11 protein-coding genes are annotated in these 15,037 nt (G+C 58.6%); 7 read left to right on the top strand and 4 right to left on the bottom strand.

The window, feature by feature from the left end:
* Positions 1 to 35: 35 nt before the first annotated feature.
* From GOX45_RS00345 to GOX45_RS00335, 3 genes are all read right to left on the bottom strand, one after another.
* Complete coding sequence (locus tag GOX45_RS00345; protein WP_171096871.1) at positions 36 to 815, bottom strand: gamma-glutamyl-gamma-aminobutyrate hydrolase family protein; 780 nt, start codon at positions 813 to 815, stop codon at positions 36 to 38.
* Positions 816 to 1,082: 267 nt separating this feature from the next.
* Entirely contained in the window at positions 1,083 to 1,508 is a 426-nt protein-coding gene (locus GOX45_RS00340) for a heme-binding protein (protein WP_171096869.1), read from the bottom strand.
* Between the two features lie 83 nt (positions 1,509 to 1,591).
* Positions 1,592 to 3,727 carry a malate synthase G gene (locus GOX45_RS00335; protein WP_171096867.1) on the bottom strand — a complete coding sequence of 712 codons (2,136 nt, stop codon included), beginning with the start codon at positions 3,725 to 3,727 and terminating at the stop codon, positions 1,592 to 1,594.
* 206 nt (positions 3,728 to 3,933) lie between these two features.
* Here GOX45_RS00335 and pepN point away from each other — a divergent pair, with 206 nt between their 5' ends.
* The 7 genes from pepN (at position 3,934) to GOX45_RS00300 (ending at position 13,271) form a co-directional block, all read left to right on the top strand.
* Positions 3,934 to 6,486 carry an aminopeptidase N gene (gene pepN, locus GOX45_RS00330; RefSeq protein WP_171096865.1) on the top strand — a complete coding sequence of 851 codons (2,553 nt, stop codon included), beginning with the start codon at positions 3,934 to 3,936 and terminating at the stop codon, positions 6,484 to 6,486.
* Positions 6,483 to 6,917, top strand: coding sequence for a hypothetical protein (locus tag GOX45_RS00325; RefSeq protein ID WP_171096863.1), 435 nt, complete (start codon positions 6,483 to 6,485; stop codon positions 6,915 to 6,917). The genes pepN and GOX45_RS00325 overlap by 4 nt, the downstream gene beginning before the upstream one ends.
* A gap of 266 nt (positions 6,918 to 7,183) precedes the next feature.
* Positions 7,184 to 8,305 (top strand): hypothetical protein, encoded by a 1,122-nt coding sequence (locus tag GOX45_RS00320; protein ID WP_254445891.1) that lies wholly within the window; start codon positions 7,184 to 7,186, stop codon positions 8,303 to 8,305.
* A 103-nt stretch (positions 8,306 to 8,408) separates the two neighbouring features.
* On the top strand, positions 8,409 to 9,920 hold the full coding sequence (gene gatB / locus GOX45_RS00315) for an Asp-tRNA(Asn)/Glu-tRNA(Gln) amidotransferase subunit GatB (protein ID WP_171096861.1): 1,512 nt from the start codon (positions 8,409 to 8,411) through the stop codon (positions 9,918 to 9,920).
* Positions 9,921 to 10,010: 90 nt separating this feature from the next.
* The gene (gene pepT / locus GOX45_RS00310; protein WP_171096859.1) at positions 10,011 to 11,267 is read left to right on the top strand and encodes a peptidase T; all 1,257 of its coding nucleotides are present in this window, start codon (positions 10,011 to 10,013) and stop codon (positions 11,265 to 11,267) included.
* Between the two features lie 79 nt (positions 11,268 to 11,346).
* Positions 11,347 to 11,805 (top strand): DUF4177 domain-containing protein, encoded by a 459-nt coding sequence (locus tag GOX45_RS00305; protein ID WP_171096857.1) that lies wholly within the window; start codon positions 11,347 to 11,349, stop codon positions 11,803 to 11,805.
* 98 nt (positions 11,806 to 11,903) lie between these two features.
* A complete protein-coding gene (locus GOX45_RS00300) occupies positions 11,904 to 13,271 on the top strand; it encodes a DUF3179 domain-containing protein (protein WP_171096855.1) in 1,368 nt (455 codons plus the stop codon).
* Here the strand turns inward: GOX45_RS00300 and GOX45_RS00295 are convergent, their stop codons facing one another.
* A complete protein-coding gene (locus GOX45_RS00295; protein WP_171096854.1) occupies positions 13,272 to 14,957 on the bottom strand; it encodes a chloride channel protein in 1,686 nt (561 codons plus the stop codon). It lies immediately after the preceding gene.
* Between the last annotated feature and the right edge of the window lie 80 nt (positions 14,958 to 15,037).

Here is a 15,037-nt window from a genome sequence, read left to right as displayed (position 1 = left end):
CGGGGCCGGCCCTTGGGGCCGGTTCCCCTTCGACGCTAGGCCATGCGTTGCAGCGGTGTGGACCGCTTGCATCCGGCCCAAGACCGAGCGGCCTCTCCAAAGGCCTGAAACAAAGGCCGCGACACCGGATCGTTGGCCGCATCCCATTCCGGGTGCCACTGAACCGACAGGGTAAAGCCGGGCGCGCCATCAACGTAAATCGCTTCGGGTGTACCATCCGGCGCGTGGCCGTCGATGACGACATTCTGCCCGACGCTCTTGATGCCCTGCCCGTGCAGCGTGTTGGTCATCACCTCTTGCGCCCCGAACAGCCGGTGGAACACGCCTCCTTCGCTGAGCGTCACCACATGGCGCAGCGCAAATTTCTCTTCCAGCGTCCCATCCGGCGGCATCCGGTGGTTCTGACGCCCGGGCAGATCGCGGATCTCGGGATATAGGGTGCCGCCCATGGCCACATTGACTTCTTGAAACCCGCGGCAAATGCCCAGAAAAGGCTGACCACGCTCAACGCAAGCCCGGACCAGAGGCAACGTGATCGCATCCCGCGCGCGGTCAAACTCGCCATGCGCCTCGGTTGCAGACTCGCCATATTCCTCGGGATGCACATTTGGGCGACCACCGGTCAGCAAAAACCCGTCACAGACCTCAAGCAGTTCTGCGACAGAGACAAACCGCGGGTCCGAAGGGATCAGCAATGGGATACAGTCCGAAACATTCGCCACAGCATCAGAATTCATCGTGCCGCCTGTATGGGTCGGGTACTCATCGTTCAGCAGATACGAGTTTCCGATAATTCCGACAACCGGACGCGCCATTCAGTTTTCTCCATGCTCCAAGACGGCTTGTGCCTTAATGCCAAATCCGTTGCAGGTTTCAAAGTGCATGGGCGCAGCTTCGTCTGTGAATTTCTCAACAACCGCATCAAAGCGACAAATATGCGCTTCAAATGCGTGTATTTTCGTCACGAAGACCAACAATTGACCCAGGCAAGATGTCGACCACGGTATCTCTGTTAAAATCACGCAAGCGTTTCGTGGTTCGACACGCACTGCGCCGCCCCGAGCTGTTTCTGACGGGGACGCTTAGATCTCGCCGATCAGGCCAGCCGCTTCGATCCCGGCCATCGCCGCCACTGCGTCATTGTCCGAGGTATCGCCGGTCACGCCAACCGCGCCGATGACAGCCCCCTTGCGATCCCGCAGCAAGACGCCACCTGGCACCGGCACCACCTGACCACCGTAAACGCCGTTCACAGCCGCCATGAAATAGGCCTGCGCCTCGGCCCGCTGCATCTGCGCGGTGCCCGCCATGCCCAGCATGACCGACCCATAGGCCTTGCCCTGCGCAATCGCGAACCGTCCGGGTGCCGCGCCATCTTCGCGCTCGAACGCGATGACATGACCGCCTGAATCCAGAACCACAACCGACAGCGGCTTTAACTCTAGTTCACGCCCTTTTTCCAGAGCCTTGCGAATAATCGTGCGCGCCTTGCGCAAGGAAACTGCCATGCCTGATCCCTTTCATTTGACCAATACTATCTTCTGAGGAGCACGAGGAGGCAGACAGACTACTCGTTCCCAATACCTGTCTCTTAGCCGAGGCTGGCCTTGAGCTCTAACCGACGGGCATGCAAAACCGGCTCGGTATAGCCCGAAGGCTGGACACGCCCTTTGAACACCAAATCGCAAGCGGCTTGAAAGGCGATCCCGTCGAACCCAGGCGCCATCGGCTGATAAGACGGATCACCTGCATTCTGACGGTCCACCACAGCGGCCATCTTCTGCATCGCAGCCATAACCTGCTCTTGGCTGATCAGCTCGTTGTGCAGCCAATTGGCCAAGGCCTGACTGGAAATTCGGCACGTCGCGCGGTCTTCCATCAAGCCGATATCATTGATGTCGGGAACCTTGGAACAGCCCACGCCCTGATCAACCCAACGCACCACATAGCCCAGAATGCCTTGCGCATTGTTTTCGATCTCACACGTGATCTCTTCATCGCTCAGGTTGCGCCCGCCCAACAACGGGATGGTCAGCAGATCCTCAAGCGTGCCGCGCGCGCCACCTGCCGCGATCTCGTCCTGTCGGGCCAGTACATCGACCTTGTGATAATGCGTGGCATGCAAGGTTGCAGCTGTCGGCGACGGCACCCAGGCGCAGGTCGCGCCGGACATCGGGTGACCGATCTTGGCCTCAAGCATATCGCCCATCCGGTCGGGCATCGCCCACATGCCCTTGCCGATCTGCGCCTTGCCTTTCAGCCCGCAGGCCAACCCGATATCGACGTTGCGATCCTCATACGAGGCGATCCAGGGCGTGTTCTTGATGTCACCCTTGGGCAACATCGGACCGGCTTCCATCGATGTGTGGATCTCATCCCCGGTCCGATCCAGGAAACCGGTGTTGATAAAGGCGACACGCGATTTAGCGGCCCGGATACATTCCCGAAGGTTGGCCGAGGTGCGACGTTCCTCATCCATTATGCCCAGTTTTACGGTGTTGCGCGGCAAGCCAAGGATGTCCTCGACCATGTCAAAGATCTCGACCGCAAAAGCCACCTCTTCCGGCCCGTGCATCTTGGGCTTGACGACATAGACCGAGCCTTCGACCGAGTTGCCGCCATCGCGGCTCAGGTCGTGCATTGCGATCAACGTGGTACAGAGCGCATCCAACAACCCCTCGCCAATCTCGCGCCCTTCGGCATCCAGAACGGCAGGGTTGGTCATCAAATGCCCGACATTACGTACCAGCATGAGCGACCTGCCTTTCAACGTGGCCGCTTCGCCGCTGGCGCCCGTATAGGCAACATCATCGGCCAGCTTGCGCGTAAAGGTTTTGCCACCCTTGCTGACTTCCTCAGTCAAATCGCCCTTCATCAGGCCCAACCAATTACCATAGGCCACGACCTTGTCGGCCGCGTCCACGCAGGCCACCGAGTCTTCGCAATCCATGATCGTGGAGAGCGCCGATTCCAACCGCACATCCGAAATGCCAGCCGGGTCGCTTGCCCCGATTGTGCTGGCGGCATCAACCACGATCTGAATGTGCAGCCCGTTATTCTTGAGCAGAATAAACTCGGGGGCTTCTGCGCCACCGCCAAAGCCCACAAACTGTGTCGGATCTGCCAGTGTGGGGGTCAAAGCACCATCTGCAACGCTCAGAGCGGACGCATCTGTCCAAGATCCGGACGCCAAAGGTACGGCCTCATCCAGAAACGCCTTTGCCCAGGCAATCACCCGCGCACCGCGCACGGTGTCATATCCGCCGCCTGAGGGCAGATCACCCATTGCGTCGGTACCATAAAGCGCATCGTAAAGGCTGCCCCAACGAGCATTGGCCGCGTTCAATGCAAAGCGCGCGTTGGTGATGGGCACAACCAACTGCGGGCCCGGAGTTTTCGCGATTTCGGGATCGACATTTGCTGTTTCGATCTGAAAAGCGTCACCCTCTTCGACCAGATACCCAATCTCTCGCAGAAAACCGTGGTATTCGGCGGCGTCAATCTCCTGCCCCTTGCGTGCGGCATGCCAGCCATCAATACGGCTTTGAATATCGGACCGTTTGGCCAGTAGGTCGCGGTTCTTTGGTCCCAGTTCATTGACCAGCCGCGCAAGACCCGCCCAGAAATCAGAGGCCGCGATACCCGTGCCCGGCAGCGCCTGTGTCTCGACAAAATCTACAAGCACCGGATCAATTTGCAGCCCGTTTCGGTTTACTCTGTCACTCATATCGATCCCTTTCCGACTGTGCCGAAGTTTCCTCTCGACCTCAGTTAGGGGGAAAATTTCCGATAGGCAACAAAAACGCGTAAATTTTGGTAAAAATAATTTACCAAAATATCAAGAAGCAGTTTCAAATGGCAAGATCACGGCGGCTTGCAGCCATCTTGCGATGCCCCTAACGTCTGCGCCGACCCAACTGATACGAGGCCCTGATGCGCGACGCTGCTCCGACCACAATCTACCTCAAAGACTACACACCCTTTGGATTTCTGGTCGACTCTGTACACCTGACCTTTGACTTGGCAGCACATGCCACGCGGGTCACGTCCCGCATCGCGTTCAGACCCAATCCCGACGCCAGTGATCACCAGTTCTTTCTGCATGGTGAAGAGCTGAAACTGATCCGCGCCTCTATCGACGGCGCGACTATCTCGCCCGAAGTGACTGACAAAGGCCTGACCGCCGATGTCCCCACTGCGCCTTTCATATGGGAGGCCGTGGTCGAGATTGATCCGGGCAACAACACCGCGCTTGAGGGGCTTTATATGTCAAGCGGCATGTATTGCACCCAATGTGAGGCAGAAGGGTTTCGAAAGATCACCTTCTATCCCGACCGACCTGATGTGATGTCCACGTTTACCGTGCGCATCAAAGGCGACCTGCCGGTGCTGCTGTCCAATGGCAACCCGTCAGACCAGGGAGAAGGCTGGGCGGAATGGGTCGATCCCTGGCCCAAACCGGCCTATCTGTTTGCGCTGGTTGCGGGCGAGCTCGTCGCACACTCTGACCACTTCACCACGATGTCGGGTCGCGATGTTGTCCTGAATCTCTGGGTCCGCCCCGGCGATGAAGGCAAGTGTGCCTTTGGGATGGAGGCGCTCAAAAAGTCGATGAAGTGGGACGAGGACGTCTATGGCCGCGAATATGATCTGGATGTGTTCAACATCGTGGCCGTCGATGATTTCAACATGGGCGCGATGGAGAACAAGGGGTTGAATATCTTTAACTCCTCCGCCGTGCTGGCCAGTCCCGAAACCTCGACCGATATGAATTTCGAACGGATCGAGGCGATCATCGCGCATGAGTATTTCCACAATTGGACCGGCAACCGCATCACCTGCCGCGACTGGTTCCAGCTGTGTCTCAAAGAGGGTCTGACGGTCTTTCGTGACGCACAGTTCACATCCGACATGCGCTCGGCCCCGGTCAAGCGCATTCACGATGCCATCGACCTGCGCGCACGGCAGTTCCCCGAAGACAATGGCCCCTTGTCCCATCCGGTTCGGCCCGAAAGCTTTCAAGAGATCAACAACTTCTACACATCAACCATCTATGAAAAAGGCGCCGAGATCATTGGGATGCTCAAGACGCTTGTGGGTGACGACAGCTATGCCAAGGCGCTTGATCTTTATTTCGAACGTCACGACGGTCAGGCCTGCACAATCGAAGATTGGTTGCAGGTCTTTGAGGATGCCACCGGCCGCGATCTGAGCCAGTTCAAGCGCTGGTACAGCCAGTCGGGTACGCCACGTCTCGGCGTCAGCGAAGACTGGGCCGACGGCACCTATACCCTGACCCTGCGCCAGCGGACCGAGCCCACGCCCGGTCAGGATGAGAAGCTACCCCAAGTCATCCCGGTCGCCGTTGGCTTGCTTGGCCCCAACGGAGATGAGCTGCGCGAAACGGAAATTCTTGAGCTGACAGAGGCGGAGCAGAGCTTTGTCTTTTCCGGTCTTCCGGCCAAGCCGATGGCCTCGATCCTGCGCGGGTTTTCGGCCCCAGTGATCCTTGAACAAGACCACAGCGACGCCGAGCGCGCCTTTTTGCTGGCCCATGACACCGACCCGTTCAATCGTTGGCAAGCGGGGCGGTCGCTGGTTCAGGATACGCTGCTGCGCATGATCACGCAGGATGCAACACCTGGCGCGGATTATCTGGATGGGTTGTTGGCCGTTCTGCTGGATGCGGATCTCGATGCGGCCTACCGGGCTTTGATGTTGGGCTTGCCAACCCAATCCGAACTGGCCGCCGCGCTGCACGAACAGGGCCACACGCCCGATCCGATGGCAATCTGGACTGCGATTGAGACTCTGCGACAAACAACCGCCCAACATGTGCAAGACCTGCTGCCGCGCCTGCACAGCGAAACGGTGGTGGACGAGCCTTATGCCCCGGATGCTCAGCAATCGGGCAAGCGCGCCCTGGGAGGAGCAGCTCTGGCGCTGACTACGCGTCTGGATGGTGGGGCCATGGCGGCTCAGGCTTATACACGGGCCGACAACATGACCCAACAGCTCGGAGCGCTGTCGTGCCTGCTGCGCGCGGGCAAAGGTAAAGAGGAATTGTCGGCCTTCTACGATCAGTGGCGACATGACAGGCTGGTGATGGACAAGTGGTTTGGGCTTCAGGTCTCGTTGGCGGCGCCTGATGCGGCAGCGCAGACCGCGCGGACCCTAACCGAACATGCCGATTTCAACTGGAAGAACCCCAACCGGTTCCGCGCTGTGATGGGTGCTTTGGCGATGAATCACGCGGGGTTCCATGCGGCAGGTGGAGCGGGCTATGCGCTGTTGGCTGACTGGCTGGTCCGGCTTGATCCGGTCAACCCACAGACCACAGCGCGCATGTGCAGTGCGTTCCAGACCTGGAAACGCTATGATGCCGACCGACAAGCACTGATCAAGACGCAGTTGCAGCGCATCGCAAACACGCCGGATCTGTCACGCGACACCACCGAAATGATCTCGCGGATTCTCAATGCATGACCAAGCCAGTGTTCGAATTCACCCGGCAGAACCGTAACCAGCGCACCGTTACGGTGTTGATCTGCATTTATGCGGTTCTGGTCGGGCTGATTATCGTTCTGGATGCAGCCTGGTGGTTGATGGGCCTTTTGGCCCTGGCGACCCTCCCCGCCCTTTGGGACGTCGCCATGGATACCCGTGCCGGAATGTCCATAACCGACGACAAGCTGAGTTGGTACAGTGGAAAAAGAGAGGGGTCGCTTGCTTTGGCCGAGGTAAAAAAGTTCCGGTTCGACACCCGTTGGGACTTTTCCGTCAGGGTTTCGGCCATCTTGAAGACCGACAAGAGAATACGTTTGCCAGATGAATCTTTGCCACCCCACAAACAACTCGAGATCGTTCTGCAAAGCGCCGGATTCGACGTTGAGCGGCATCATTTCCGCGTTTTCTAGAAACGATTCACTGGAATCTTACGATATTGGTTTCGGATTCAGAGGTTTTCGGGCGGATTTCTTGAATTAAAAACAAATACTCGTCAAACTGAATACGTTACGAATGTTCAGTTATATACGAGTTCACTATGTTACGGTCTCTTGGGGCAATGTTCGCCCGAAAACCCGGTCGTTTAGACCAATCCAATCCCGAAACGCTCTCGGCTACTGCTGATGTGCCCGCCCAGCTTTTGGCGTCGGGACAACTGAATATTCCAATTGCCCAGATGCAACCTGAAGATGTAGTCGGTCACAAGCTGATCGAACGCGGAAGACACCTAGCGCGTCAGGACCTTTGGGACGAGCTGTCGCAAGAAATGCACGCCGCCGACGCGGCGCGAAAAGTGACACCGTGCGGCCAACCCGTGGTGGATCTTTTGGCCTTTGGCGCGCGTTCCGACGTGGTTCTGGCTGTCGAACACGCGCTGTCAGATGGGAAAGCCATTCAGGAATACGACCTGTTGTGCGGGATCTCAGAGCTTGAGAATGAATACCGCCTACATTCGGGCGATCCGATGATCGGCCTGGTGGTTGCCTTGACCCACATCGACATGGCCTGGGCATGGCGCGGAACGGCGACCGACGCGACGTTGCCCCCGCTCCACAGCGCCCGGTGCGCCGCGCATTTCGACCGAGCGGCAGCGGTTCTGCCTTTGTGCCAGTCCAGATTGGCTGACAGCCCGGCTTTGGCCGCAGCCGAATGCGCGCTGCTGGCCTCTCAGCCACAGGCACAGGCGCGGGTTGCACAGAAATACGAGGCGCTGATCGCGCTGGATCCGCAGAACCAACGTCACATGCGCGCCATGGGTACGCATCTGTTGCCGCGCTGGTTCGGCAGCCACCAAGAACTCGAAGTTCAGGCGCTGCGCATTGCAGCTCAGACCCATTCGGTCTGGGGCGCAGGTGGTTACACCTGGGTTCAGTTTGACGCGATTGCGCTGGATGACGACGCGCTTGCACAGGTGGATGTTGAGTACTTCCTGGAAGGGTTGTGCGACATCGTTCATCGTCGCCCGGATCAGCAGATGATCAACCTGCTGGCCGCTTATTGCGCCATCACCTTGCAGAAACGCGCGGGGACCAACCCCAAGGCTGATGAAGCGCGTGAACAGATCTGCGAAGCCGCGCAATGGCTGATCCGTGATCACATGACCGAGCTGCACCCGATGATCTGGGCCCACGCCGCAGACGGGTTCAACAACAGCCTGCGGATCAATTCGCCCGAACGTTTTGCCGCTCGTGGCCACACTGACGCGCTGCGCGCCATTTCGGACCTGTTCCGCGAAGAACTGCGAAGCGGTCAAAGCGTGACTTTCACGCCTTCGGGCCTTCAGTTTTCGGGGAACTGATCCTGCGGGGGTGATTTCGCTGAATTGCCCCCATTCCCCCTTGCTCCTTTGCCGCACCGGGCCTAATACGCTGGCCTAGAAGATTGCGGATATGAGGCGCGCCATGCTCGACCTGACATACGAAATGCCCAAACCCAAGACCATTGCCGGGGCCAAGCACGATTGGGAACTGGTGATCGGGATGGAGGTGCATGCGCAGGTCTCGTCCAATGCCAAGCTGTTTTCGGGCGCATCGACCGAATTCGGGGCCGAGCCGAACTCGAACGTGGCTTTCGTGGATGCGGCGATGCCTGGCATGCTGCCGGTTATCAATGAGTACTGCGTTGAACAAGCCGTGCGGACCGGGCTGGGCCTGAAAGCGGATATCAACCTGAAATCGGCCTTTGATCGCAAGAATTATTTCTACCCGGACCTGCCGCAAGGCTATCAGATCTCTCAGCTATACCACCCCATCGTGGGTGAAGGCGAAGTGCTGGTTGAACTGGGCGATGGCACCGCGCGCATGGTTCGGATCGAGCGTATCCACATGGAGCAGGACGCGGGCAAATCGATCCACGACATGGACCCTAACATGTCTTTCGTTGATCTGAACCGCACTGGCGTTTGCCTGATGGAGATCGTCAGCCGCCCCGATATCCGCGGCCCCGAAGAGGCCGCCGCCTATATCGCCAAGCTGCGCCAGATCATGCGGTATCTGGGCACCTGTGACGGCAACATGCAAAACGGCAACTTGCGGGCCGACGTGAACGTCTCGATCTGCCTGCCCGGTGCCTATGAGAAATATCAGGAAACGCAGGATTTTTCGCATCTGGGCACGCGATGTGAGATCAAGAACATGAACTCGATGCGCTTTATCCAGCAAGCGATTGAGGTCGAGGCCCGCCGTCAGATCGCCATTGTCGAGGCCGGTGGCGAGGTCGAGCAAGAAACGCGCCTGTACGATCCGGACAAGGGCGAGACCCGCTCGATGCGATCGAAGGAAGAAGCGCATGATTACCGCTATTTCCCCGACCCCGATCTGCTGCCGCTTGAGATCGAGCAGGCCTGGGTGGACGATATCGCCGACAAGCTGCCCGAATTGCCTGACGACAAGAAGGCGCGGTTCATCAGCGCGTTTGGCCTCACCGATTATGACGCCTCGGTGCTGACAGCCGAGGTGGAATCCGCCGCCTATTTCGAAGAGGTGGCACAAGGCCGCAATGGCAAGCTGGCCGCAAACTGGGTCATCAACGAACTGTTTGGTCGCTTGAAGAAAGAAGACCATGACATCACCGACTCGCCCGTGTCTCCGGCGCAGCTGGGCGGGATCATCGACCTGATCGCCTCGGACGCCATCTCGGGCAAGATCGCCAAGGATCTGTTCGAGATCGTCTATACCGAAGGCGGCGACCCGGCGCTGATCGTCGAAGAGCGCGGGATGAAGCAGGTGACGGATACCGGCGCGATCGAGGCCGCACTGGATGAGATCATCGCTGCCAACCCGGCGCAGGTCGAAAAGGCCAAGGTGAACCCGAAACTGGCTGGCTGGTTTGTTGGTCAGGTGATGAAGGCCACCGGTGGCAAGGCCAACCCCAAGGCGGTCAACGAGTTGGTCGGCAAAAAGCTCGGGTCCTAAACAACCAATCCAGTTCTGAGCGGAGTCAGGCCATCTGCTTGACTCCGTTTTCGTTTGCGCTCTTTCTTCGGCACCAGAGAGGTAGGTGCCATGAAAAGCAGATTTGATCAGGAACTCGAAACCCGGCTGGTGCGCTACGCGGCCATCGACAGCCAAAGCGACGAGACCTCGGCCTCGACCCCCAGCACCGACATTCAGTTCAATATGCTGAACCTGCTGCGTGACGAATTGAAAGAGATTGGTGCGCAGGATGTCGAAATGACCGGTGACAGCGTCGTTGTGGCGACGATTCCGGGCACGGCTGAGGGGCCGACCGTCGGTTTTCTGGCCCATGTAGACACCGCGCCGCAATTCAACGCAACCGGCGTCAAACCGCGCGTGATCAAAGGGTATAACGGCGGTGATATCACCTTTCCCGATGATGCCGAACTGGTGCTGTCCCCCGACGATCACCCCTATCTAGCGACGAAGATCGGTCATGACCTTATCACCGCGTCAGGAACCACCCTGCTGGGAGGTGATGACAAGGCGGGCGTATCGATCCTGATGACAATCGCCCGGCATCTGATCGAAAACCCTGACATCGCGCACGGCCCGATCCGCATCGCATTTACACCAGACGAAGAAATCGGGCGCGGGGTGACGGAACAATTGCCCAAGGATCTGAAAGCGGATTTTGCCTACACCCTGGACGGGCAGGAAGTGGGGGAGATCGAATATGAAAGCTTCTCGGCTGACCGCGCCGTGATCAAGATCACCGGAGTGTCGATCCACCCCGGGCTGGCCAAGGACAAGATGGTCAACGCGGCGCATCTGGCAGCCAAAATCGTTCAAACTCTACCACAGGCGACCATGACGCCCGAAGTCACCGATGGGCGCGAGGGCTTTATTCATGTCACCGACATGAATGGCGGCTCATCCGAGATGGAGATCAAACTGATCCTGCGTGACTTTGAAATGGAAGGGCTGGAAGCACAGCGCGACATTGTCCGTCAGGTCTGCGCAGCCGTTCAGGCGACCGAGCCGCGCGCCCAGATCAGCTGCGACATCAGTCACCAATACCGCAACATGCGCTATTGGCTGGAAAACGATATGACACCGGTGGATTTGGCCCGTGAGGCCTGCCGCGCCCATGGGATCGAACCGATCTCGGTTCCAATCCGTGGCGGCACCGATGGCTCGCGCCTGACAGAGTTCGGCACGCCCACACCGAATATCTTTACGGGCATGCAGTGCATCCATGGCCCGCTTGAATGGATATCAGTGCAGGATATGGCGCTGGCGACTGAGGTTTGCCTGACCCTGGTCGAGAAAGCAGCGCAGGGTTCGCGCAACAGTTCAAAGTGAAATTGCAGAATATGCCGAGAGTGCTTTCACCTGCGTGATGGCATGTTAATTTGCGCCGGTAAAAGATCAGGACCAAGTGATGTCGCGTTACGAATACAAAGTTGTTCCCGCCCCGCAGAAAGGCACCAAGGCCAAAGGTGTGAAGACCCCGGAAGGGCGCTTTGCCGTTTCGGTCGAACAGATCCTGAACCAGATGGGTCGGGACGGTTGGGAATATCAGCGCGCGGAACTTCTGCCCAGTGAGGACCGGTCTGGCCTGACCGGATCGTCCACCAACTGGCGCAATCTTCTGGTGTTTCGCCGGCGCGTCGAAGAAGCCGTGCCCCAACCGTTGGTAGAGCCCGCATCCGCGATCGAAGACGATGGAACGCCTCGCGCGGTGCCCGTTCCGGGGCCCGAAGAATCGGTTCCAGACCCAGAACCAAAAGTTTCAGCCCCTGCCCCGATTGCCGCGGAAACCAACGACCCACCCTTGACCTTGAGGGCCGAAGACAGCCCCCCCAAGGCCGACGAGTCTGATCCAACCCCCAAGGCCTAGGTCCTTTCGTTTCAATCGCGGCGCGATCACGCGCCTGTTGCGTGAATGTGAGCGCGTTTGCGGGCACACTCTGTCCAGATGCGATTGGAGAGAGAGCCATGATGATAACTCGCCGCCATTTTGCCAGCCTGCTTGGGGCCGGCGCGATGCTGCCCAATATCGGATGGGCCCAGGAAGATCCCGTGCTCGACGCCGTGCGGTCCACCTTGTTCGGGATCACCTCGGAATTTCAGTATGGGATGGATTTTTTGCGCGAACGCGGCGACCCCGACGTTGTTGCCGCCCTGTTGACCGGACTACGCTATTCCGGCAGACGTCGTGACGAAATCGCCGCCGTCATGGCCGAGTTAAGCGGGCAGGATCTTGGAACCGATTGGTTCGAATGGATGCTCTGGCAAGAGCGTAATCCGCAGATCGTACCCCACCCCTCGCTGATCCCATTCAAACGTGAAGTACTGCTGGGTATCGACGAGAATTTTGACGTCTTCCTGCGCCCCGAGTATTTGCAGCGCGACAAGATGAAAATCCGCCTTGAAGAAATCACCTGGGGCGGGGTCAAGAAAGACGGTATCCCGTCGCTGGACAATCCAACGCTGATTTCGGCCAAAGGAGCCTCATACCTCAAAGACGACGATCTGGTCTTTGGTGTTTCAATCAATGGCGATGTGCGTGCCTATCCGCTGCGCATAATGGGCTGGCACGAGATGTTCAACGAGGTGATCGGAGGTGTGCCCGTCGCTCTGGCCTATTGCACCTTGTGCGGATCGGGTATCCTGTTTGAAACGCAGGTTCCCGGACAGCGCAAACCGCTGGTTTTCGGCTCATCCGGTTTTCTCTATCGGTCCAATAAACTGATGTTCGACCGCACCACCCATTCACTGTGGAACCAATATACCGGCAAACCTGTGGTTGGACCTTTGGTCGACAGCGGGATCGAGCTGAAGCAGCGCCCGGTCGTGATAACCCGCTGGGACAGCTGGAAAGCCTCGCATCCCGACAGCAAGGTTCTTTCGCTCAGCACCGGACATCGCCGCAACTATGGGTCGGGCGTTGTCTATCAGGAATATTTTGCATCGCCCGAGTTGATGTTCCCCGCACTGGTGGATCAATCGCAGCACCGCCAAAAGGACTATGTGTTTGCCATCCGCCAGTTCGGGGCTGCGCGGGCCTGGCCACTGGATGCGTTCCAGGGCAAACCCGTTATCAACGACGCCATCGCTGACAGGCCCGTTGTTCTGATGGGCGATCCCAAGAAACGCAGTGTGCGGGCCTATGAACGCAAGTCGCATAGGTTCAAGACTGTGGATGGCACTTTGCAAGATGCCAAGGGCGTACGCTGGCGCGTTACCGAAGAGGCTTTGATCAGCCCCGATGGCACGGAATTGCCGCGCGTAGCGGGCCATATCTCGTATTGGTTTGCCTGGGACAATTACCTTGGCGATGCGGCCAGCGTCTATGGCGGCTGATCAGGAATGTTCTTCCGCAGCCGTGGCCGCAAGCGCGCGGTTATAAGCCTTTAGGGCGTCCACATGATAGAGAGTCCCGACCGGGTTCTCTTGCCCCGTATCATCCTGAACGACAACGGGGATACACGGTATGTCAGCGCGGTCGAAATAGGGCATCGCGGCCTCAAGCGTAGCGCTGGCGCTGACACACAGCCCTTGCGCGATCAGAGCCTTGGCCTCGTCCTCGGAGATCGCGCGCGGATCTCCGATTGGGCGCATCACCGTTCCCGCCCGCAGCATCGCCAGCAAATAAGCCTGCGGGCCTGCCGCCAGATGCACGTTCCGCCGTTCCAGCTGTGTCAGGAAGAACGACCGATCCACCAGGCGCGAGGCCAAGGCTGTGGACATCGAGACCGAAACCATAACGGCCAGGCCGATCTGCCAATCACCTGTCAGTTCAAACACAATCAATGTTGTTGAAATTGGCGCGCCTAAAACAGCCGCCGCCACCGCCCCCATGCCCGCGAAGGCGTAAAGCGTATGGGTTCCCGACACATCCGGCAGCAAACCGGTAGCAATCAGGCCAAAGGCCAGCCCTGTCAGCGCGCCAATCATCAAGGCCGGAGAGAACACCCCGCCCCCCATACGACCGCCCATGGTGATCGCCAAAGCCACTGTCTTGATCACCGCAAAAAGGATGGCTGTTGTCAGAACCAGATCCCCGGTCAAGGCGCGGATCGTGGTCTCATACCCCACACCAATGATATGCGGAAACCAGATCGCCAGCAGACCCAGCATCGCCCCCGACACCGCCGGGCGCAGCCAGCGTGGCAGGGACAGCCGGTTCTGGATATGGGTGCCAATGTCCTCGGCAAAAAAGATCGACCGCATCAGGAGCAAGGCCACCAACCCGCAGATCAGTCCCAGGATCAGAAAAGCAGGTAGCTCTACGTAGAACTGCAAAGATCCCGGTGTATTGAGCGTGAATTCCGTAACATCGCCATAGGCCAACCGGTTGATCACCGTGCCCGCGACCGAGGCAATGACAATCGGTGCGAACGCATGGACGGCGAAATGGCGCAGCACCACTTCCAACGCAAACAGGGCTCCCGCGATGGGCGCGTTGAAACTGGCTGAAACCGCAGCCGCGACGGCGCAACCCAGCAGGTCGCGCCCGGTGATGCCATCCGCGTGAATTCGATCACTCACCCAGGTGGAAATCACCCCGGCCATGTGAACCACTGGTCCTTCCCGACCGCTTGAACCACCCGAACTGAGCGTGATCAGCGATGCAAAGAAAGAGGCGATGCCAGCCTTCGTCTCGACACGACCATCTGTAATCGCCGCCCCTTCGATGACATCCGCGACCGACCGCACACGTCCGTCATCGGTGAACTTGTGCAGGATTATCCCAACAACCAGCCCACCGAATACGGGCAACAGCAGGATCCACAGCCACGAAAGCCTTTCAGCATGGCTGTGCAGGAATAGAATGTTGTCGGTTTGGTAGAGGAATGCCTGCAGCCAGGTGATCGCCATCCGAAACCCAAGCGCCATAAAGCCAGCGGCGATCCCGATGGCCAAAGCAATGAACCAGAATTGAACCTGACTGGGACCGCGATGGCGCAGGACGCGCCAGGCGTCTCGCAACGCGGAAAGCGCCTGATTGAGCTGATTGCGCAGCACGGTGCGGGTTGACTGGGTCATTGATCCTCGGAAGGTGGTCCTTAACCCTTACTAGGCGACGTGCCTGACCGTGGGAAGACGCTAGGGCGCTGAATTGGCCA

The sequence above is a fragment of the Ruegeria sp. HKCCD7255 genome (assembly GCF_013031565.1).
Lineage (GTDB): Bacteria > Pseudomonadota > Alphaproteobacteria > Rhodobacterales > Rhodobacteraceae > Ruegeria.
Note: the sequence above shows the minus strand (reverse complement) of the source record. Positions and strands in the feature narration are given on the sequence as shown.